Origin of the sequence: Bacillus sp. DNRA2, assembly GCF_012843265.1 — a bacterium.
Classification (GTDB): domain Bacteria; phylum Bacillota; class Bacilli; order Bacillales; family Cytobacillaceae; genus Bacillus_BU.
The window spans coordinates 177,941-198,915 of the sequence record NZ_JABAIT010000003.1 but is presented as its reverse complement, the minus strand read 5'-3'; the positions used below and the strand labels follow the sequence as shown (position 1 = coordinate 198,915).

The window sequence follows — 20,975 nt, the reverse complement described above, 5'->3', positions numbered from 1 at the left end:
ACTTGTTTCATGATTGTGACAATTTGAACATGTAGGGGAAAACACCTATAGAAGTGTGATGTTTTTCATTGATGAGTCGTTTTTTACGTTTAAAACCATAAAAAAAGAACGAATCATTGATTCGTTCCTTTTTATGGTTTTATTATTATAAAATAGCTTTTAGACGAGAAACAACGTTCTCAACGGTAAATCCGTATTCAGCCATTACTTTTTCACCAGGTGCAGACGCACCGAATTGATCAATCGCCAAAACGTCGCCTTCATCTCCAGTGTATTTATGCCATCCAAATGAAGAGCCCATTTCAATACCTAAGCGCTTCTTAACGTTTTTCGGAATAACTGAGTCTTTATATTCTTTCGGTTGCTTTTCAAAGCGATCCCATGAAGGCATGCTGACAACAGCAACATCAATACCTTCTCCCGCTAGAACCTTTTGTGCCTCAACAGCTAAACCAACTTCAGATCCCGCAGCTAATAATAACGCATCAGCAGTTTCCTTAGATGCTGGTGACACCACGTATGCACCTTTAGATACACCCTCATAGGCAGTATTAGCAGTATCTTTAATTGTTGGTAAATCCTGACGAGTAAGAACAAGCGCAGTTGGTACATTCTTTGATTCAAGCGCAAGTTTCCAAGCTGCAGCTGTTTCATTTCCATCAGCTGGACGGATTACTGATAGATTCGGCATTGAACGTAAACCAGCTAATTGCTCAATTGGTTCATGGGTTGGACCGTCTTCACCAACCGCGATACTATCGTGTGTAAATACATAGGTTACTGGAAGACTCATTAAAGCTGATAAACGAATCGCAGGTTTTACATAGTCAGAGAATACAAAGAATGTTCCACCGAATACTTTCAAACCACCATGTAGTGCCATACCATTCAAAGCTGCGCCCATTGCGAATTCACGAACACCAAACCAGATGTTACGGCCTTCGTATGAATCGCGAGAATAATCGCCAGCACCTTTAATCGTTGTCTTGTTGGATCCTGCTAAATCTGCAGACCCACCAAAGAAATATGGAACATTTTTCGCAATCGCATTAAGAACTTCTCCTGATGATGCACGGCTAGCCAAACTCTTGCCTTCTTGGTAAACAGGGATATCTTTTGACCAATCTTCTGGTAGGTCACCTTTCATACCTGTTTCAAATTGTTTTGCTAACTCAGGATACGCTTCTTTATATTGAGCGAATTGGTCATTCCATGCTTGTTCTTTATTTGCGCCATTATCTTGAACTAGCTGCTTGAAGTTAGCATATACTTCTTCTGGCACATGGAAATCTTCTTCAAATGTCCATTCATATGCTTCTTTTGTTAATTTTAATTCATTGGCACCTAGTGGAGATCCATGTACATCTGATTTCCCAGATTTATTAGGTGAACCATAGCCAATAACTGTTTTGACTTCAATTAAAGTTGGATGAGTCAAATCTTGCTTCGCTTCTTCAAGCGCCTTGGCAATTGCAGCAACATCATTTCCATCTTCAACACGGATATATTGCCATCCGTATGCTTTAAAGCGACCTTCTACACTTTCAGAGAATGACTTGTGTAAGTCACCATCTAAAGAAATATCATTTGAGTCGTATAATACAACTAAACGGCCTAATTGAAGATGCGCAGCAAGAGAGGCAGCTTCAGCTGAAACGCCTTCCATTAAATCTCCATCACCACAAATTGAATATGTAAAATGGTCAACAAGGTTATAATTTTCTTTATTATATTGTGCAGCTAAGTGTCTTTCGGCCATTGCCATTCCAACTGCGGTTGCAATCCCTTGTCCAAGTGGACCAGAGGTAGAATCTACACCAGCAGTATGTCCAAATTCAGGATGTCCTGGTGTTTTACTTCCCCATTGGCGGAAATTTTTAAGATCATCCATAGATAGATCATAACCAGACAAATGGAGTAAGCTGTATAATAACGCAGACCCATGCCCAGCTGATAACACGAAGCGATCGCGATTAAACCAACTAGGGTTTTTCGGATTATGATTCATATAGCGAGTCCACAAAGTATACGCCATTGGCGCTGCGCCCATCGGCATTCCCGGATGGCCGGAATTCGCTTTTTCTATCGCATCAATCGACAATGTGCGAATGGAATTTATCGATAAGGAATCGATTTTTTCAAACATTTCTTTCATCCTTTCCTCATTAACATAAGATTTCACATCTTTTATATTATAGTTACAAGCTTTTTTTCACAACCAATAGCCGTTTATTTTTTTAAAAAATGTCGATTTCTCTGTTAGTATGACAAAAAATACTTTACTTATAATAGATTTGGACAAAATAATGCTATATTTATTTCAGAAACAACTAAGGGGAGATGTAAATGAATAACTCAAGCTCGGTTTCACAGAGACGGCTACTAGGAATCGCAGGTTTAGGATGGCTTTTTGATGCGATGGATGTCGGGATGCTGTCTTTCATCATAGCAGCCCTGCAAAAAGAGTGGAATTTAACGACAGAACAAATGGGTTGGATTGGCAGCATTAATTCGATTGGAATGGCTGTTGGAGCACTTACTTTCGGGTTAATGGCCGACCGCATCGGCCGCAAAAATGTCTTTATTATTACGCTTTTACTTTTTTCTATCGGAAGTGGTCTTTCGGCACTTACAACAACTTTAACGATGTTTATGATTCTCCGTTTTTTTATCGGCATGGGCTTAGGTGGAGAATTACCAGTTGCTTCGACATTAGTTTCAGAGATTGTCCCTGCTGAGAAAAGAGGCCGGATCGTTGTTCTCTTGGAAAGCTTTTGGGCCGGTGGCTGGTTAATTTCAGCGTTAATATCATTCTTTATTATTCCAAAATACGGCTGGCAAATCGCTTTACTCATTAGTGCCTTACCTGCGTTTTATGCACTGTATTTGCGTTTAAAACTGCCCGATTCACCACAGTTTATCGCAAAAAGTAACAGCACCAAAAAGAGCATGACGGAAAATATTATTTCAGTTTGGGCTAAACCCCATACGAAGCAAACAGTAACGCTGTGGATTTTATGGTTTTGTGTCGTCTTCTCGTATTACGGGATGTTCATGTGGCTTCCGAGCGTTATGGTTATGAAGGGATTCAGCTTGATTAAGAGCTTTCAATATGTACTGATTATGACTTTGGCGCAGCTTCCTGGTTATTTTACTGCAGCATGGTTCATTGAACGCTTAGGTAGGAAATTTGTTTTAGTTACATACTTACTCGGAACTGCTGTGAGCGCTTATTTCTTTGGCTTTGCTGAGTCTTTAGGATTACTAATCACATCAGGTATTCTGTTATCTTTCTTTAACTTAGGAGCATGGGGCGCCTTGTATGCCTACACACCTGAACAATATCCTACAGCGATTCGCGGGACCGGAGCCGGGATGGCAGCAGCATTCGGACGAATTGGCGGTATCTTTGGTCCTTTGTTAGTTGGATATCTCGTGGTTAGAGAGGTTGCGATTCCGACCATGTTTACGGTCTTTACGGTCGCCATCGTGATTGGTGCATTAGCTGTCTTATTCTTAGGGAAAGAAACAAAGCAAACGGAATTAGCTTAGTTTTTACAATGAAGATTGAGGCGTTTTAAAAACTACAGACCACAGAGTGGCGGAAAAAAACTTAAAAAAAGGGGAATCATCTAAATCGATGCATCCCCTTTTTTTCTTTTAATGAAGACTTTTTTTGGATTTTAACGCTTTTAATTTATCTGGGGTAACATCATTACCTTCAGGATCAATAATCTTTACAGATTTCATCGTATTAAGTACTTGTGAGCGGAAGTTTTCAAGATATTTTGCGCGAAGCTTCGATTGCTCTTTTGCCTCTTCGATAGTCAATCCAGTCGTCTTTGACTTCTTGGAAAGTTCATTTATTCTAGCAATTAATTCATTTAGTTGCATTTACTTTACTCCTTTTTAAAACTGTCAACTAAATGCCATATTACTAAAAGTCTTTGTTTTTGACAAGTTGCTGTGCTTGATTTTGACCTATTTCCATATATTCCTGGTACCTGCGATGGACGGTTGCCTTTGACACATCATAACCAAATCCTCTTAGTGTCGCTGCGATCTCCGCAAAGGTTAATTGATTCTGTCTCAGCTTAATAATTTCTTCAATTGGGATCTCTTTAAGCTTTCTACCAGCGTGCTCGCCTTGATTTTTCAAATTTTTAAGGGGGTTATATCCATTTTTTATAGCACGATTGATACCCCTTTTTATTTTGATATTATGTAATTTCCGCTGATATTCTTCGACCATCCCCACAATTTTCAAAACCATGGAATCAGATTCAGAAATTTGCAACTCACCATTTTGGTCTACTGAATATAGCTTAATACCTTCTTTCAAAATACAATGCAGCAGAACGATTTTCGCATTTCCTCGACCCAGTCGTGTTTCATCTTGAATCAAGATGGCATCAATTTGACCATCTTTTATCATTGAAAGCAGCTGCAACATCCCTTCTCGTTCTAAATCGTAGCCACTTGCCTTCTCTGTAATAATCTTAATGATTTTAAAGTCATGATGCCGAGCAAGCTGAATTAATTCTTCCTCCTGCCTTACTAATGAGGTTTCTTGAGTGTCTTTCGTCGTACTGACGCGACAGTATATGATTGCATTACTTTGTTTCATGGTTACTCACCCGCAAGGACCGTCACATCTGAAGAGGTAAATTTATCCTGCACAGGTATCATCAGTTGATCACCTGGATATATTGCATCTTCGGACAAACCGTTCTCAGCTTGTACCCAATGGACAAATTCCTCCTCTGTCATATCATGACTGTCTGAGTATTTTTCGGCTATTACCCAAAGAGACTCCCCTTCTTGTACGGTAATATTGATAAATTCATCTGTTTTATCTAACTTATGTATAATAGCAAAAATTGCAAGATAACTTACGGCAATAAGGACAATGACATATGAATAACGTTTCCAAATTAATTTCATAAATAGCACCCCTAAAACGAATATATGTTCTATTTAGAGTATATTACGAACATTCGTTTGTGTCAACTGAAATTCGAACTTATGTTTGTATTATCATGAAATCTTGTGTTATAATGGGAGTAATTAGAAAACCATATGAGGTGGGAAGTATGACAAAGTTATCGAAGCGCCAGCAGAATATATTAGATTACATAAAAGATGAAGTAAGAAAAAAAGGTTATCCACCTTCCGTTCGTGAAATTGGCGAAGCTGTTGGCTTAGCATCAAGTTCTACCGTACACGGCCACTTAGCTCGACTAGAAAGCAAAGGACTTATTCGCCGCGACCCAACCAAGCCCCGCGCGATTGAAATATTGGATATTGACGAAGACAACAACATCCCTAAAAATAACGTGATTAATGTACCAGTTGTCGGGAAAGTTACAGCAGGAACTCCAATCACTGCAATTGAAAATGTTGAGGAGTACTTCCCTCTCCCTGAAAGTTTAGCTGCAGGTGATGACCAAGTATTTATGCTTGAGGTAATGGGAGACAGTATGATCGAAGCTGGAATTTTGGACGGCGATTACGTTATTGTGAAACAGCAAAAAACAGCTTCAAATGGTGAAATTGTCGTGGCAATGACCGAGGATGACGAAGCTACCGTTAAGCGTTTCTTCAAAGAAAAAGACTATATTCGTTTACAACCGGAAAATTCAGCGTTAGAGCCTATTATTCTCCAAAACGTTTCGATTTTAGGAAAAGTAATCGGAGTTTACCGTCATATTCACTAAGAACTTGATTCTAATAAATTAATAGATTGTTTTAGTAAAAAGGTCCAAAATCTTTTAAAGGGTTTTGGATTTTTTTATTTTATCCAAAAATAGAAAAACCGAACTCAGCACAAGGCCAAGTTCGGCTATCTTTCATCATTAATCTAATGATTAATACATTTTCATGTATTGGTCTCTTTCCCATTGGTGAACAGTTGTACGGAACATATCCCATTCGATCTCTTTTGCCTCAACAAAGTGCTCAAGAATGTGAGCTCCTAAACCAGCTGTGATGACTTCATCAGCTTGAAGGTTCTCAAGAGCGACTGCCAATGTTGCTGGAAGATCATCGATACCTGCTTCAACACGCTCTTCTTTTGTCATGACATAGATATTACGGTCAACTGGAACTGGAGGAGTTAATTTGTTCTTAATTCCATCTAGACCAGCTTTTAATAATACAGCCATCGCTAAGTATGGGTTAGCCGCTGGGTCAACGCTACGTACTTCAATACGAGTGCTTAGACCACGTGAAGCTGGGATACGAATAAGTGGTGAACGGTTACGAGCAGACCAAGCAACATAACATGGCGCTTCGTAGCCAGGCACTAGACGCTTATAAGAGTTTACAGTTGGGTTTGTTACCGCTGTAAATCCGTGAGCGTGCTTGATAACACCTGCGATAAAATGAAGTGCATCATCACTTAATTCTAAGTTTTTGCTTGTATCGTAGAATGCATTTTCGCCGTCTTTGAATAAAGATAGGTTACAGTGCATACCAGAACCGTTTACACCGAACAATGGTTTTGGCATGAATGTAGCATGAAGACCATGCTTACGAGCGATTGTTTTTACAACCAACTTGAATGTTTGAATTTGGTCACATGCAGTTAGAGCATCTGCATATTTGAAATCGATTTCGTGCTGACCAGGAGCAACCTCATGGTGAGATGCTTCAATTTCGAAGCCCATTTCTTCAAGTTCAAGCACGATATCACGACGGCAGTTTTCACCAAGGTCAGTTGGTGCAAGGTCAAAGTAACCGCCATTATCGTTAAGCTCAAGAGTTGGTTCGCCTTTATCATCTAATTTAAATAGGAAGAATTCTGGCTCAGGTCCTAAGTTGAAGTTTGTGAAGCCTAATTCCTTCATTTCATTTAGAACACGTTTTAAGTTGTTACGAGGGTCGCCCTCAAATGGAGTTAAATCTGAGTTATAGATATCACAGATTAAACGAGCCACTTTACCTTTTTCAGCAGTCCAAGGGAAGATAACCCAAGTGCTTAGGTCCGGATATAAGTACATATCTGATTCTTCAATTCGAACGAAACCTTCAATTGAAGATCCATCAAACATCATTTTGTTATCTAATGCTTTTTCAAGCTGACTTACAGGAATCTCTACGTTTTTGATTGTTCCAAGGATATCTGTAAATTGAAGGCGGATAAATTTTACGTTTTCTTCCTTAGCCATTCTGAAAATGTCTTCTTTAGTGTAATTCTTATGCATTTTCGATTTCCTCCCTTTTTTACATCAAAAATTATTGAAAAAAGCGCGACATATGACCTTGTCGTTGTGCACCACCACCGCGATTAAAGCGGCCTGCCTGTAACAATTCATTGCGTAGCAGTTTTCTGATTTCACTATCCGTCAAATCACGTCTTGCTTTTTCAGTTTCTTGCGTTATTTCTTGCGTTTGTACTGCTTCTGCTTGAGTTTTTGCAAAAATCTGCTTGATGCCTGCTAGGTTTACACCTTGATCGATTAAGTCCTTAATTTCCAAAAGCTTATCGATATCATTAAGTGAAAACATTCTTCTTTTCCCATCAGAACGTGCCGGAGAAATCAGTTCATGCTCCTCGTAGTAACGAATTTGTCGGGCTGATAAATCCGTGAGTTGCATAACCGTACCAATGGGAAACAACGGCATTGTTCGTCTAATTTGACTACCGCTCAATCGATTTCTCCTCCTTGGTATGTTACTTCTTGTTTACATTATATTTATTGTTAGAAAATATGTCAATAAGATGTTAGGTTTTTTAACATCATTTAATAAAATTATTTTCCGAAACGGAAAATGGTTGATTCCCGATTTTGATTTTACACTAAAAATAGGGAAATGCTAGTATTTTTTAAATTATCTAGCAGTTCTATTATATTAATTGGATATAGCCCTTCTCGAGCAGATGATTTAACGCAATGCACACAGCTATCTTTACATGGGAGTAGGTTAATCCCCCTTGAACATAAGCAACATATGGTGGTCTCGTTGGACCATCTGCGGTTAATTCGATGCTAGCACCTTGAATAAAGGTTCCTGCTGCCATAATCACATCATCATCATAGCCTGGCATATAGCTCGGATACGGTGTGACGTGTGAATTGATTGGAGAAGCGTATTGAATCGCCTGACAAAATGCCACCATTTTATCACGATCATCAAATTGAACGGATTGGATTAAATCAGTTCTTGTCGCATTCCACTTCGGCTGCGTATTCATTCCAAGCTTCTCGAGCATCGCCGCAGTGAACACCGCGCCTTTGAGCGCTTGCCCAACTACATGGGGAGCCAGAAAGAAACCTTGATACATTTCCTGTAAACTATATAGGGATGCCCCGGCTTCGGCGCCAATCCCTGGTGAGGTCATTCGATAGGAGCAGGCCTCAACATATTCTTTTTTTCCAACAATATAGCCACCTGTTTTTGCAATACCTCCACCAGGATTTTTGATTAAAGAACCCGCCATTAAATCAGCACCGACGTGACATGGCTCTAAATCCTCAACGAATTCTCCATAGCAATTGTCTACAAAAACAACAACATCAGGCTTTAATTCTTTAACAAACTGGATCATTTCTTTAATTTCACTTATCGTAAACGAAGGTCTTGTCGCATATCCTTTAGAACGCTGGATGCCAATCATTTTTGTGTTTGGCTTAATCGCTGAGGCTACCGCTTCAAAATTAATTTCTCCACTGTCAGTCAGGTCAACGCTTTGATAAGAGATTCCGAACTCCTTTAATGAGCCAACGCCATTGCCGCGGATTCCGACGATCTCCTCAAGAGTATCGTAAGGTTTACCGGTTATGTAAAGCAATTCATCGCCTGGACGTAGAATTCCAAATAGGGCAATCGAAATCGCATGAGTTCCAGAGATGATTTGCGGACGTACTAGCCCCGCTTCGCCTCCAAAAACCTCAGCATAAATTTTTTCCAGCGTATCGCGACCGATATCATCATATCCATATCCTGTTGATGGGATAAAATGTGAATCACTGACTCTGTTATTTTGGTAGCTTGTTAAAACACGATATTGATTGGTTTCAATCCTTTCGTCGATTTGTTTGTGAACCGCGGAAATTTGCGTTTCAACTTGATTCACTAACATTTGTAGTGCTTCCCCATGAACTAACTGTTGATACATCTTTCTTCCCCTATCTTAAACTGAGTATTTTTTCAACTGTCCGGCAATGGTTTGATTTTGATAGGCAAACCCTTTACAGACATACATTTGCACATCTTCGGCAAATACAAGCTCCCGCAAGATTGTTTCATTTTTTAATTGCGAAAGAAGCTTGCCTTCTGTCGATGGAATCAGGACATGATAAGCCTCCATCATTCCAATAATGATGTCTTCAATCTTTTGCTTCAATTTTTGTCTATCTTCTTCGGAAAAGGCGGTGATGGCGATTGTTTCAGTTTTAGCGGTGGGCACAAATTCCGAGCTCATAATATCCCGTTTGTTATATACCGTTAATTGCGGCAAATGCTGATTTTCGAGTTCTTCTAACAGCCCAGAAACGGTTTGTTCATGCTGAAAATAATCAGGATTTGAGCTATCAACAACATGAAGCAGCAAATCGGCCTCGTTGACTTCCTCCAAAGTTGAGCGGAAAGCCGCAATCAAAGTTGTCGGTAAGTCTTGTAAAAATCCAACTGTATCGGTAATGAGCGCCGTATAGCCACTCGGTAAAATTAACTTGCGCGTCGTTGGGTCAAGCGTTGCGAACAATTGATCTTCTTCGAGTGTTTCCGCTTCCGTCAATCGGTTAAACAACGTCGACTTCCCAGCGTTTGTATAGCCGACGATCGCAATTTGAAAGGCATTGTTTTTCTTGCGCCGTTCTCGGTAACGCTCACGATGTCCCACGATAACGGATAGCTGTGTTTTAATATCATCAATTCGTCTGCGAATGTGACGACGGTCTGACTCAAGCTTTGTTTCTCCTGGTCCGCGCGTCCCAATCCCGGCACCTAATCTGGACAAAGCTGTCCCCTGTCCGACAAGGCGAGGGAGCATATATTGAAGCTGAGCAAGTTCCACCTGAAGCTTCCCTTCTTTTGAACGAGCTCGTTGCGCAAAAATATCCAGAATCAACTGAGTCCGGTCGATTACGCGTGCTTCAAATCCGCGCGATAGATTTCGAATTTGGGTGGGAGATAATTCATCATTAAAAATAATGATATCTGGCTCCAATTCCTCCTCTAACGCTTTTAACTCTTCAAGCTTTCCTTTTCCTATGTATGTTGCCGGATGGACCCGGTCACGCTTTTGACTTAAAGTGATTAACACCTCACCTTTAGCCGTATCGGTCAGTGAGGTAAGCTCATCCATTGAATATTGAAAATGGAGGTCGTCGATTTCAGGAGTTTGACAGCCGACTAATATGACTTTTTCTAACTCACTTTGTCTTTCCAATCGCAATCCCTCTTTCTTTTTTTAGTTCTGATTCTCTCCCTATCATAACAAAATTATCCTTATTTCCCTAATGTACTATTATTCAACATTTTTCACCAAGAAAACAGTTGAAATTCCGATTATCCATGTTAAAATTTTTATATCGAATTCACTAAATTGTCACTTTTTGAAAATTTGCAATAAACTGGGAGTGGACACGAAATGACCTGGGAAGTTTTAAGCATGATTGGTACAATTGCCTTTGCTGCCAGCGGAGCATTTGTAGCAATGGAAGAGGAATATGATATATTAGGAGTTTATATTCTGGGCATTGTCACCGCATTTGGTGGTGGAGCGATCCGGAATCTATTGATTGGCGTTCCCGTGTCTGCCCTCTGGGATCAAGGTATATATTTTACTACTGCCATTGTTTCGATAACGATCATCTTTATGTTTCCCAATCGATTGCTTGCCCATTGGCAGCGCTGGGGTAATTTTTTTGACGCCCTCGGCTTGTCGGCGTTTGCGATTCAGGGAGCCCTTTATGCGGTTAAAATGGATCACCCTATAAGCGCCGTAATCGTTGCAGCCATTTTAACAGGTGCTGGCGGAGGAATTATCCGTGACCTGCTAGCAAAACGGAAACCACTTGTTTTAAAAGAAGAAATTTACGGGCTTTGGGCCATAATAGCTGGTGCTGCTATCGGACTTGGCATGGCTAAAACAGGACTTGAGCTGTACGTTTTGTTTGTCATTATCACGGCATTGCGGATTCTTTCTTATACTTATGATTGGAAGTTGCCGATTCGCAGTATGTCACCGCAAAAAAAGCTCCAAAGTGTTAGAGGACAGGAATATTAACGTAATGAAAACCGCATGGACCATGATGGCGTCCATGCGGTTTTTTGTGGGGACATATAGTTCGTTATTTTCATAAAAAATGCTCATATGGGGATATTATCGGACATGGGGTTCGCTATTTGCCTAAAAATCAAGCCAGAGTCACTATTTTAAGCGAAATAAGGCATCTCATGTCCCCCAAAGCGCAAAATCCACCGTTAAAATCAATAATAAAGGAATAGATGTCCGCTACGCTCCGCTCAACTCCAAAAGAAACATCCAATACCTTCTTTTCAAAGTTTCATCATTCTTCCTCCAGCACCAAATCGTTGCTTCTGATCGTTAAGAGCTCGTGACGGTCGTAGCTGTTTTGCATTAATAACCTCATTGATTGGGACCGGATTGATTTTTCGATAATGTTTCGGACATAGCGGCCATTGGAAAAGCCGCTTGGGCTGTGCGCAGTTTTCACATATGCCAGATGACTGCGAAGCCTTTTTTCAGCTTCATGACTTAGGACATATTCACGGTCCTTCAGCATTAACCCGGAAATCTCCATCAGCTGATCAATTGAATAATCAGGGAAATCAATCACAAGTGGAAAACGCGAATGCAAGCCGGGGTTTAAGCTTAAGAAATAATCCATTTCCCGTGAATATCCTGCTAAAATGAGGATGAATTCGTGCTGCTTATCCTCCATATGCTTTACAAGCGTATCGATGGCTTCCTTTCCAAAATCCTTTTCACCACCGCGCCCAAGTGAATAGGCCTCATCAATAAAGAGAATACCGCCGAGTGATTTTTTGATGAGATCCCGCGTCTTTTGGGCGGTATGACCAATGTATTCACCAACGAGATCAGCCCGCTCCGCTTCAATTAAATGCCCTTTTGAGAGAACATTCATTTTCAAGAACAGTTTGCCGATGAGCCTGGCAACCGTCGTTTTTCCGGTTCCGGGATTTCCTTTAAACATCATATGAAGGGCCTGTTTTTCTGAACGTAATCCAATATCCGCTCTTTTTTTATTCACATATATCCAGGCGTAGATTTCTTTAATCATTCGCTTCATTTCATCCATACCAACGAGTGCTCCAAGCTCTTCCTCAATTTCCTTTAAGGCTGTATGCTCAGGGGGAATGCTATTTGGAACAACGTTTGATAAGTCAGGGAGAGTTTTTGTTAACTCATTTCGCTTTTGTGAGTTAAGCACGATGCTGATTTGTCCATTATTTTTCATTCGCATTGGTTGGTCCAAAGCTTTCACCTCACTTTTAAAACGGGACTCCTCTTATAAATGTATTCACGTCCTCCAACGTTCATTATGTTTAATTGGACTTTAACAAATAAAAAAAACGACTCACTATGAAAGTGAATCGTTTTTAAGCATCTATTTAAGAAGGATTATTGAGCGCCTTCTAAATCCAATTGTACATTACGTTGAGGGGCAAAAGTAGAAATTGCGTGTTTGTAAACTAATTGTTGCTTACCTTCAGATTCAAATAAGACCGTAAAGTTATCAAAACCTTTAATTTGGCCTCTTAATTGAAATCCGTTCAACAAAAATACAGTGACATTCGTTCCATCCTTGCGGAGTTGGTTTAAATATTGGTCTTGGATATTAATGGATGTTTTCATTACTGATCCTCCTCTTTTATCTCTAGTATTATGTATTCGATTTAAGTTGAAGCTTTCCTTCAATATAGGCTGAAATTTCGTTGAATTTTTTTTCAAACGGAACATTAGCGCCCATATCAAACCATTTTACCTGCATTTTGTTGCGAAACCAAGTTAATTGCCTCTTGGCATAACGACGTGAATTTTGTTTAAGCATTTCGATTGCATCTGATAAGCTGATTTGTTCATCTAAATACTGATAGATTTCCTTGTAGCCGATAGCTTGAATCGATTGGCAATCGCGCAGTCCCCGGTCGTGCAGGGTGCGAACCTCATCAAGCAATCCTTCTTCGACCATAAGATCAACGCGTTGATTTATCCGTTCGTATAAACGATCACGCTCCATTGTTAACCCGATTAAGGCTGTATCATAGATGAGCTCAGGTGATTGATTTGCTTGTGTTTCTTCCTTGGTTTTACCCGTGCAATGATAAATTTCCAGCGCTCGAATCACACGGCGCACATTATTCGGATGGATTTCTGCGGCGCTGCTCGGGTCAATTTTCATCAATTCATCATGTATCGCCTGGTTTCCCAGAGCTTCTGCTCGCTTTTCTAAACTTCGCCGAAAATCAAGATCTGATGGAGCCTCAGAAAAATGATAATCGTAAATCGCTGATTGAATATAAAGCCCCGTGCCGCCAACGATAATCGGCAGCTTCTTTCGCGTGGAAATTTCCGTGATCTTTTCGCGAACTAAGTCTTGAAACTCAGCCGCAGAAAATTCCTCGTCAGGTTGTTTGATATCGATTAAATGGTGGGGGATTCCCTCCATCTCTTCCTGCTTAATTTTTGCGGTCCCGATATCCATTCCCCGATAAATCTGCATCGAATCTCCGCTAATGATTTCTCCATCAAAAGCGCGAGCCAACTCAATACTGAGCCTCGTCTTTCCAACAGCCGTTGGACCGATAATCACAATGATTTTTTGTTTATTTGTCAATACATTCACTCTGCCTTTAACTAATTACACATATCAATCCATGCTGCAATTTCAGCAGTCTTGCCCTTACAGTTGCCGCTGCCGCTACCGTTGCTGCACGGTTTCCCCCCTATCTTAACATAATTCAAGCTCTTGTATGAACACCTAAACATTATGACCAAATCAAATCTTGCTTATACAACAGGTTGCCACCGTCACAATCGTATTATATTACTATATCTTATCTAGTTTACGAACAGGTAACAATCTGATAACAACTGTTTATCAACCCCCTCATTTCTGCTTTTGTCAAAAGAAGTATATAAAGGTACAAATTCATTTAAGAATAGGGGAAAACATAATGATTTCAACTTCAGAGATTGGTATTGATCTAGGAACAGCCAATATACTTGTTGCAACCAGAAATAAAGGGGTAATTTATAACGAACCAACGGTCGTAGCAATCGATCAACTAACCAAAAAGGTCGTCGCCGTTGGTCTAGATGCAAAGGAAATGGTCGGAAAGACACCGGAAAATATTGAAGCGATTCGCCCGCTCAAGGACGGAGTTATTGCCGATTTTGATATTACAACGGACATGCTTAAAATTATTTTGAAAAAAATAGGGAAAGTTGGCGGCCTTACCATCAGAAAGCCCAATGTCATCGTCTGTACGCCAACTGGCTCAACAAGTGTTGACCGTCGTGCGATCTCGGATGCAGTTCGCAATGCCGGGGCCAAGAAAGTCCAAATCATCGAAGAACCGGTGGCCGCAGCAATTGGCGCTGGTTTAGCCGTCGACGAACCAGTCGCAAACGTGATTGTCGATATCGGCGGAGGCACGACCGAGGTCGGAATTATTTCCTTCGGCGGTGTCGTTGCCGCCCATTCGATTCCGATTGCCGGCGACCAAATGGACGCGGATATCGTCCAATATGTCCGCAAAAAATTTAATCTTCTCATCGGTGAACCTACCGCTGAAAAAATCAAAATTGAAATTGGACACGCCATGCGTGAGCATGAAGAAATGTTCATGGAAGTGCGCGGCCGCGATTTAGTAACCGGTCTTCCGAAAACCGTCACCCTGTCGTCTTACGGGATTCACGAGACAATAAGGGAAAACTTATTAGCGATTTTAGAAGCGATTCGGGCAACACTGGAAGATTGTCCAGCCGAACTAAGCGGTGATATTGTCGATCGCGGGGTTATTTTAACAGGAGGCGTATCATTACTTAAAGGAATCGAGCAGTGGTTGTGGTCGGAAATATCCGTGCCCGTGCATTTAGCGCCAAATCCATTCGAATCAGTTGCGCTCGGAGCCGGAAAAGCATTAAGCTATTTTAATTTATTGCAAGCTGCCGGGAAGGAAGCGAAATAAGGGGTTAGTGCGATTTAGGTGGACTTGCGTGGTGATGGATCTGTGGTTTGGTGGTTTGACGAAGTTGTGGTTTCTGCCGAAGTCAGCGTGGTTTGCTGAACATGCCTTCACTGTCGAATTGTGTCGCTTTTCGGATAAATCGCCTAATTCGTCGGATAAACCATCGAAAAGCTCGGATAAACACTCAGATTTGGCGGACAAACATGCAAATTCGTCGGATAATCGCCCCAATTCCTCGGACAAATGTCAAAGGCTCCACCACACAAAACCACAAACTAAAAAGGCTGCAGGAATCTGCAGCCTCTTTTATATTACCTATTCTTCTTTAATCTTTTTTCTCATCCGATTGAAATAGATAAATACTGGTAGCGGAATAATAATGAAGCCTGTGCTTTTAATGATTTGATTGATTGCTCGTTCTTTTGTACGAGCCTTCTCATCATCGACCATTAGCTGATATTCGCTCCGTAATTGCTTTTCGGTTAGGGCGGTTGCGTCGGTCACACCAGGTTCCTTCCCTGACAATCTCATTTGCTGATAATCTGAAAAGCTTTGATAATAGCCTGCTGGACTGACTAAGTCCGCAGCGGCCATAAAAATCGAGATTCCTCCACCGATTACCATCATGAGTGTCGCGAATAAGACAAGATAAGTATAAAGATGCCGAATCACGTTTTCTCCTCCTTGCTCTTTGTTTTTCACAGCATAAACAACAACAAAAATAATGATTATGGCTGGTAAAAATGTACTGAGGAGCCCGAATACAATCAATCTCAACACCTCACAAACTAGAATCTCTACTACATATTCTCTTAACGTTGTAAAATTTCCTTCTATCCTATTAGACGATGAGAAATATTAAACTGTTTCAGCTATTACATGACTCGTTTAAACATTTTTTCAAGTTCATAGGTTGAAAAATGAATAATGATTGGGCGTCCATGTGGACAGGTAAATGGGTCGGTTGTCGTCCGTAACTTGTCCAAGAGCGCTTGAATTTCGTCATTTCGCAAATGGCGATTGGCCTTGATGGAGCCTTTACAGCTCATCATAATTGCCGCTTCCTCGCGTAATTTTTTAATATCAACCTTTTTCATCATTAACAATTGCTCAATCATATCCTCGATAATTTCTTTTTCCTCACCCTTTGGAAACCAAACTGGATGCGAGCGAACGATATAACTATTCAGACCAAATTCCTCTAAAAACACGCCGACCTTTTCAAGCTCCTCGATATTTTCATTGATTTTTATCGCTTCATCGGTTGAGTATTCAAGCGTAATCGGGACGAGCAGCTCCTGCAGTTCACTGGCGACCTGACCGACCTTTTCTTTAAAGTATTCGTATTTGATGCGCTCTTGGGCAGCGTGCTGGTCGATCAAATACAATCCCTTATCATTTTGGGCCAAAATATACGTTCCGTGCATTTGCCCTATCGGATAAAACGGCGGAATTCGTGAAGGTGACGCGTCTTCGACAGCTTGTGAATCTTCTGTTTCAGCCGATATTCCAACTAGAGACTCTTCCACTTCTGCCGGGATTTCAACTGGTTCATCATCTAAAATATCAGAAGGTCCCTGTTCTGGTTCTGGTTCAACTGTCGGGACTGATTTTTGCACATATCCTGAACCAGTTATACTAAAGTCCGGAAAAACAGGTCTTTTCTCTTGAATCACTTGCTCAACAGCTCTCCGCTCAGAAACATCAGAAGTCTCTTCAATATTTATTTTACGTGCCGGTACAGGTTCAGCAGCAACCGGCATGTGATCGAGCTCCAAAAAAGTTTGCTCAGTTTTTGGCTTTTCGATTTTAGGAGCAGTAAAGCCTGAAGGAATGAGTTCCTTCTTTTTAAATACATCCTTAATCAACGAGCTAACCAATTGATTTAATTCCTGCTCCTTGCTTAACCGGACTTCTAGCTTAGATGGATGGACGTTGACATCGACTAAAATCGGGTCCATCACGATATTGAGCATCACAATCGGAAAACGGCCAATCGGCAATAATGTATGATAGCCTTCTTGAATCGCTTTGACTAATGAATAATTTTTAATAAAACGGCCATTTATCATCGTCGAGATATAGTTACGTGATGCTCGGGTCACTTCAGGCATGGAAATATAACCATTCACCGTAAAATCCAAGGATGAGCCAGAAATCGGCACCATCATTTTGACGATATTCATCCCATAAATCGCCGCGAGCACTTGGCGGACATCGCCATTTCCGTTCGTGTGAAGCAGCTGCCTACCGTTATGTGTCAACCGGAACGATACTTCAGGATGTGCGAGCGCAAGTCGGTTCACCAAATCAGTAATATTCCCAAGCTCAGTATGAATCGTTTTCATATATTTCAAGCGAGCCGGTGTATTGAAAAATAAATCCGTAACAGTTATGTCGGTCCCTTTACGACTCGGCGCTTTCTCATGGGTGACGAGCTGATTCCCTTCAATAATTACCCGTGTTCCGGCACTAGTTCCGGTTGAGGTCTTGAGCTCCAACCTTGAAACGGAGGCGATACTCGGCAATGCCTCACCGCGGAAGCCGAGCGTTTTAATACGGAACAAATCCTTTTCGTCCTTGATTTTACTGGTGGCATGGCGCTGAAAAGCGAGCAGCACATCCTCTTCCTCGATTCCTGCTCCGTTATCAATAATTCTGATTTTGGCAAGTCCTGCCTCTTCGACGTCGATTTCAATAATGCTGCTTCCGGCGTCAATCGAGTTTTCTACTAATTCTTTCACAACCGATGCAGGTCGCTCGACCACTTCACCGGCGGCAATTTTATTTGATAATGCGTCATCTAACAGAATAATTTTCCCCATAAGCTCACCTCCAAACACAGCTGATATTTTCATTGCTAAAATTAAGCTAATATTGGCTTTCCCCGAAAACTAGCAGGATCATTTAATTTTCTTATGCAGCTCGTACAATGTGTTCAGCGCTTGAAGCGGCGTCATATCTAATAGATTTAGTTCCTTTAATTGCTCAATGACCTTCCGTTCCTTACTATCGAGCTCTTTTTCTTTCTTTTTCGGCTGCTCCATTTCTGTAAAGAAGGAAAGCTGTGCCTCTTCGATTACCTGCGATTTTGCATCTAATTGCGCCTCCGAGGCTGGCCGAGTTTCCGCTTCATTTCGAGGCTCAACAGCTGGCTGCGATTTCGGTTCTACCGCAACATGCTGCTCTGCTTCGGATGGTTTACTTTCTGCTACAGGCTGTTTAAGTGCCGGAATCTCATGTTCAGTATCCCCAGCTTTCGCTTCAAGGGCCCGTAGGATTTCATTGGCCCGAGTAATCACTTCGCGCGGCAATTCGGCAAGCTCGGCGACATGAATTCCGTAGCTCTTATCGGCAGCTCCTTCCTTAATTTTATGAAGGAAGACAACCTTGCCATTTTGCTCGACCGCACTGACGTGAACGTTTTTCAAGCGTGGCAACGTTTCATCAAGAACCGTTAATTCATGATAATGGGTTGAGAATAACGTTTTCGCACCAATCCGTTCATGAATATATTCAATCATCGCCTGCGCTAACGCCATACCATCGTATGTTGAGGTCCCCCGTCCGATTTCATCGAATAAAATTAAGCTTGAAGCCGTTGCATTTGTAATCGCATTTTTCGCTTCCAACATTTCAACCATGAACGTACTTTGACCAGATATTAAATCATCGGCAGCGCCAATTCTCGTAAATACTTGGTCAAAAATCGGCAACACCGCCTCACTAGCGGGAACATAACAGCCGATTTGCGCTAAGATAGCAGTTAAGGCAACCTGACGCATGTACGTACTTTTACCAGACATATTCGGTCCGGTGATTAACAATATTTCGCGCTCATTATCCATGTAGCAGTCATTCGGTACGTACTCCTGGGCGTTCATCACCTTTTCGACAACCGGATGACGGCCATCCTTCAAATAAATTCTGCGTTCTTCTGAAAACTCCGGCTTCACATAATGCCGCTCTTCACTGACGGTCGCAAAGCATTGCAGCACATCAAGCGCACTGATTTTTTTTGCTAAACCCTGCAGGTTCGGGATATATTCTTTAATTTTTTCGCGGATTTCTGTAAACAACTGATATTCAAGCTCAACGATTTTTTCCTCAGCTTGTAAAATTAAAGCCTCTTTTTCCTTCAACTCAGGTGTGATAAAGCGCTCAGCATTCGATAGTGTTTGTTTCCGCTCATATTGGTCATTAGCAAGCAAATGAAGGTTTGCCCGCGTAATTTCAATATAATAGCCAAACACGCGGTTATAACCGATTTTCAGCGATTTGATGCCCGTTTTTTCACGTTCCTGTCGCTCAAGCTGGGCAATCCAGGTCTTGCCGTTACGGCTGGCATCGCGGTAAGTATCAAGCTCCTGATTATAGCCATCTTGAATGATATTTCCTTCTTTTATCGAAAGGGGTGGATTTTCCACTAATGCCCGTTCTAAGAGATCGGTTACTTCCTCACATGGGTCAAGTGCTTCACCTAGTTGCACAGCCATCTCATTCGGGAGACTTTTAAGCAGCTCCTTAATGAAAGGAATTTGCCATAACGAGCGCTTCAGCTGAACTAAATCACGAGCATTTACGTTCCCAAACGCAACCCGTCCGGACAGCCGTTCGAGATCGTACACCTCGGTTAATTTTTCACGAAGATCTTGTCGCTCAAAATAGTGCGTCATAAACGTATCAACAAGAGCATGACGGCGCTCGATTTCCGTGCGATTGATCAACGGACGATCAATCCATTGCTTTAATAACCGGCCACCCATGGCCGTTTTCGTTTCATCTAATAACCATAACAGCGAACCCTTTTTCCCTTTTGAGCGAATCGTCTCCGTTAACTCCAGGTTTCGCTTAGAGTAATAGTCAATTTTCATAAATTGCTGGACTTCATAAGGCTGGACTGGCTGCAAATGGTCCAGGCTGCGCTTTTGCGTCCGATATAGGTAATTGAGCAAGCGCACAACCGCCTGACGCATGTTTGGCTGTTCTACATTTTTCAGCAATGGCTCATAAAAATCAGCCATGTTGACATCATCTTCAATCGAAAGTGTCACCACTGCCCGCTCGCGAATTTTCCGGTGCAGCTCGTCAGGAAAGTTTGATGCAACGACAACTTCCTTAGCACCCGAAATCGATAGTTCATTGAGCACTTCTTCAAAATTTCCGGCGAGGAGAGCTACGCGATTTTCTCCAGTAGATAAGTCATTATAAGCAAATCCATACGTTCCGTCAGCAAAAATCGAAATCGATGCGAGGTAATTGTTTTCTTTTTCACTCAAGCCACGCCCTTCCATCATCGTTCCCGGCGTGATGAGTTGAACAACCTCGCGCTTTACGACTCCTTTTGCTTGGCGGGGGTCTTCGACCTGATCGCAAATTGCGACTTTGTAGCCCTTTTCAATCAGTTGATCAATGTATTGAGCAGCCGAGTGGTGGGGCACGCCGCACATCGGGATTCGCTCCGTTGAGCCACCGTCCCGGCTCGTTAGGGTTATTTCGAGTTCCTGTGATGCTTTGATGGCATCCTCAAAGAACATTTCGTAAAAATCGCCTAGGCGAAAAAATAAAAAGGCATCTTGGTAGTCTGCCTTTACTTGTAAATATTGTTGTATCATCGGGGTGTATGCTGCCATAATTTCCTCCAACGTTTTCAATCTATCTGTTCATTTTCGACAATTAATTATACCATAACGGTCACAGCGTGAAGATAAGAAACCTTTACCTATTTTGATTGAAATGGAAATGGCGATTAAATCTCTTAATCCTTTTAGTGATTTATTTGCCAA

The 20,975-nt window shown here is 41.5% G+C and carries 18 protein-coding genes; 4 read left to right on the top strand and 14 right to left on the bottom strand.

Translation table 11 applies throughout. From position 1 onward, the window contains the following. Positions 1–145: 145 nt before the first annotated feature. On the bottom strand, positions 146–2,146 hold the full coding sequence (gene tkt, locus HHO41_RS04690) for a transketolase (RefSeq protein WP_169095986.1): 2,001 nt from the start codon (positions 2,144–2,146) through the stop codon (positions 146–148). Between the two features lie 200 nt (positions 2,147–2,346). On the opposite strand from tkt, the gene HHO41_RS04685 reads away from it, so the two are divergent. Continuing rightward, a complete protein-coding gene (locus HHO41_RS04685; protein ID WP_169095984.1) occupies positions 2,347–3,552 on the top strand; it encodes an MFS transporter in 1,206 nt (401 codons plus the stop codon). Positions 3,553–3,660: 108 nt separating this feature from the next. Here the strand turns inward: HHO41_RS04685 and HHO41_RS04680 are convergent, their stop codons facing one another. Genes HHO41_RS04680 through yneA form a run of 3 tightly spaced genes read right to left on the bottom strand, consistent with a single transcriptional unit; the run spans position 3,661 to position 4,944 of the window. Next, positions 3,661–3,894: a DUF896 domain-containing protein gene (locus tag HHO41_RS04680; protein ID WP_169095982.1), complete on the bottom strand. Its 234-nt coding sequence runs from the start codon at positions 3,892–3,894 to the stop codon at positions 3,661–3,663. A 43-nt stretch (positions 3,895–3,937) separates the two neighbouring features. Further along, positions 3,938–4,627 (bottom strand): YneB family resolvase-like protein, encoded by a 690-nt coding sequence (locus tag HHO41_RS04675; protein ID WP_169095980.1) that lies wholly within the window; start codon positions 4,625–4,627, stop codon positions 3,938–3,940. Between the two features lie 2 nt (positions 4,628–4,629). Continuing rightward, positions 4,630–4,944, bottom strand: coding sequence for a cell division suppressor protein YneA (gene yneA, locus HHO41_RS04670; RefSeq protein WP_169095978.1), 315 nt, complete (start codon positions 4,942–4,944; stop codon positions 4,630–4,632). A gap of 149 nt (positions 4,945–5,093) precedes the next feature. Between yneA and lexA the strand changes: the two genes are divergently transcribed. Further along, complete coding sequence (lexA, locus tag HHO41_RS04665; protein WP_169095976.1) at positions 5,094–5,717, top strand: transcriptional repressor LexA; 624 nt, start codon at positions 5,094–5,096, stop codon at positions 5,715–5,717. Positions 5,718–5,867: 150 nt separating this feature from the next. Here lexA and glnA read toward each other — a convergent pair whose 3' ends face one another. From glnA to hflX, 4 genes are all read right to left on the bottom strand, one after another. Continuing rightward, positions 5,868–7,205, bottom strand: coding sequence for a type I glutamate--ammonia ligase (gene glnA / locus HHO41_RS04660; protein ID WP_169095974.1), 1,338 nt, complete (start codon positions 7,203–7,205; stop codon positions 5,868–5,870). A 31-nt stretch (positions 7,206–7,236) separates the two neighbouring features. Next, positions 7,237–7,626 carry a MerR family transcriptional regulator gene (locus HHO41_RS04655; RefSeq protein ID WP_211171042.1) on the bottom strand — a complete coding sequence of 130 codons (390 nt, stop codon included), beginning with the start codon at positions 7,624–7,626 and terminating at the stop codon, positions 7,237–7,239. Between the two features lie 223 nt (positions 7,627–7,849). Continuing rightward, entirely contained in the window at positions 7,850–9,121 is a 1,272-nt protein-coding gene (locus HHO41_RS04650; protein ID WP_169095970.1) for a methionine gamma-lyase family protein, read from the bottom strand. A gap of 15 nt (positions 9,122–9,136) precedes the next feature. Then, a complete protein-coding gene (gene hflX, locus HHO41_RS04645; protein ID WP_169095968.1) occupies positions 9,137–10,396 on the bottom strand; it encodes a GTPase HflX in 1,260 nt (419 codons plus the stop codon). A 201-nt stretch (positions 10,397–10,597) separates the two neighbouring features. Between hflX and HHO41_RS04640 the strand changes: the two genes are divergently transcribed. Beyond that, a complete protein-coding gene (locus tag HHO41_RS04640) occupies positions 10,598–11,236 on the top strand; it encodes a trimeric intracellular cation channel family protein (RefSeq protein ID WP_169095966.1) in 639 nt (212 codons plus the stop codon). Positions 11,237–11,519: 283 nt separating this feature from the next. Here HHO41_RS04640 and spoVK read toward each other — a convergent pair whose 3' ends face one another. The 3 genes from spoVK to miaA all read right to left on the bottom strand — a co-directional run bounded on the left by spoVK (position 11,520) and on the right by miaA (position 13,832). Beyond that, positions 11,520–12,470 carry a stage V sporulation protein K gene (gene spoVK / locus HHO41_RS04635; protein WP_169095964.1) on the bottom strand — a complete coding sequence of 317 codons (951 nt, stop codon included), beginning with the start codon at positions 12,468–12,470 and terminating at the stop codon, positions 11,520–11,522. 146 nt (positions 12,471–12,616) lie between these two features. Next, positions 12,617–12,850, bottom strand: a complete 234-nt coding sequence (gene hfq / locus HHO41_RS04630; RefSeq protein WP_169095962.1) for an RNA chaperone Hfq — start codon at positions 12,848–12,850, stop codon at positions 12,617–12,619. Positions 12,851–12,878: 28 nt separating this feature from the next. Next, on the bottom strand, positions 12,879–13,832 hold the full coding sequence (gene miaA, locus HHO41_RS04625) for a tRNA (adenosine(37)-N6)-dimethylallyltransferase MiaA (RefSeq protein ID WP_169095960.1): 954 nt from the start codon (positions 13,830–13,832) through the stop codon (positions 12,879–12,881). Between the two features lie 340 nt (positions 13,833–14,172). On the opposite strand from miaA, the gene mreBH reads away from it, so the two are divergent. Further along, positions 14,173–15,189, top strand: coding sequence for a rod-share determining protein MreBH (gene mreBH, locus HHO41_RS04620; protein WP_169095958.1), 1,017 nt, complete (start codon positions 14,173–14,175; stop codon positions 15,187–15,189). Between the two features lie 315 nt (positions 15,190–15,504). Here mreBH and HHO41_RS04615 read toward each other — a convergent pair whose 3' ends face one another. The 3 genes from HHO41_RS04615 to mutS form a co-directional block, all read right to left on the bottom strand. After that, entirely contained in the window at positions 15,505–15,969 is a 465-nt protein-coding gene (locus HHO41_RS04615) for a hypothetical protein (RefSeq protein WP_348981218.1), read from the bottom strand. Between the two features lie 95 nt (positions 15,970–16,064). Further along, complete coding sequence (gene mutL, locus HHO41_RS04610; RefSeq protein WP_169095954.1) at positions 16,065–18,014, bottom strand: DNA mismatch repair endonuclease MutL; 1,950 nt, start codon at positions 18,012–18,014, stop codon at positions 16,065–16,067. Between the two features lie 78 nt (positions 18,015–18,092). Next, complete coding sequence (gene mutS, locus HHO41_RS04605; RefSeq protein WP_169095952.1) at positions 18,093–20,822, bottom strand: DNA mismatch repair protein MutS; 2,730 nt, start codon at positions 20,820–20,822, stop codon at positions 18,093–18,095. Positions 20,823–20,975 lie beyond the last annotated feature (153 nt).

What these genes read in the sequence shown, in the direction of transcription:
- HHO41_RS04650 (WP_169095970.1), bottom strand. Translation starts at nt 9,121, where the DNA reads ATGTATCAACAGTTAGTTCATGGGGAAGCACTACAAATGTTAGTGAAT.
- mreBH (WP_169095958.1), top strand. Translation starts at nt 14,173, where the DNA reads ATGATTTCAACTTCAGAGATTGGTATTGATCTAGGAACAGCCAATATA.
- mutL (WP_169095954.1), bottom strand. Translation starts at nt 18,014, where the DNA reads ATGGGGAAAATTATTCTGTTAGATGACGCATTATCAAATAAAATTGCC.
- HHO41_RS04640 (WP_169095966.1), top strand. Translation starts at nt 10,598, where the DNA reads ATGACCTGGGAAGTTTTAAGCATGATTGGTACAATTGCCTTTGCTGCC.
- tkt (WP_169095986.1), bottom strand. Translation starts at nt 2,146, where the DNA reads ATGTTTGAAAAAATCGATTCCTTATCGATAAATTCCATTCGCACATTG.
- HHO41_RS04680 (WP_169095982.1), bottom strand. Translation starts at nt 3,894, where the DNA reads ATGCAACTAAATGAATTAATTGCTAGAATAAATGAACTTTCCAAGAAG.
- lexA (WP_169095976.1), top strand. Translation starts at nt 5,094, where the DNA reads ATGACAAAGTTATCGAAGCGCCAGCAGAATATATTAGATTACATAAAA.
- hfq (WP_169095962.1), bottom strand. Translation starts at nt 12,850, where the DNA reads ATGAAAACATCCATTAATATCCAAGACCAATATTTAAACCAACTCCGC.
- mutS (WP_169095952.1), bottom strand. Translation starts at nt 20,822, where the DNA reads ATGGCAGCATACACCCCGATGATACAACAATATTTACAAGTAAAGGCA.
- yneA (WP_169095978.1), bottom strand. Translation starts at nt 4,944, where the DNA reads ATGAAATTAATTTGGAAACGTTATTCATATGTCATTGTCCTTATTGCC.
- HHO41_RS04655 (WP_211171042.1), bottom strand. Translation starts at nt 7,626, where the DNA reads ATGCCGTTGTTTCCCATTGGTACGGTTATGCAACTCACGGATTTATCA.
- HHO41_RS04675 (WP_169095980.1), bottom strand. Translation starts at nt 4,627, where the DNA reads ATGAAACAAAGTAATGCAATCATATACTGTCGCGTCAGTACGACGAAA.
- glnA (WP_169095974.1), bottom strand. Translation starts at nt 7,205, where the DNA reads ATGCATAAGAATTACACTAAAGAAGACATTTTCAGAATGGCTAAGGAA.
- HHO41_RS04685 (WP_169095984.1), top strand. Translation starts at nt 2,347, where the DNA reads ATGAATAACTCAAGCTCGGTTTCACAGAGACGGCTACTAGGAATCGCA.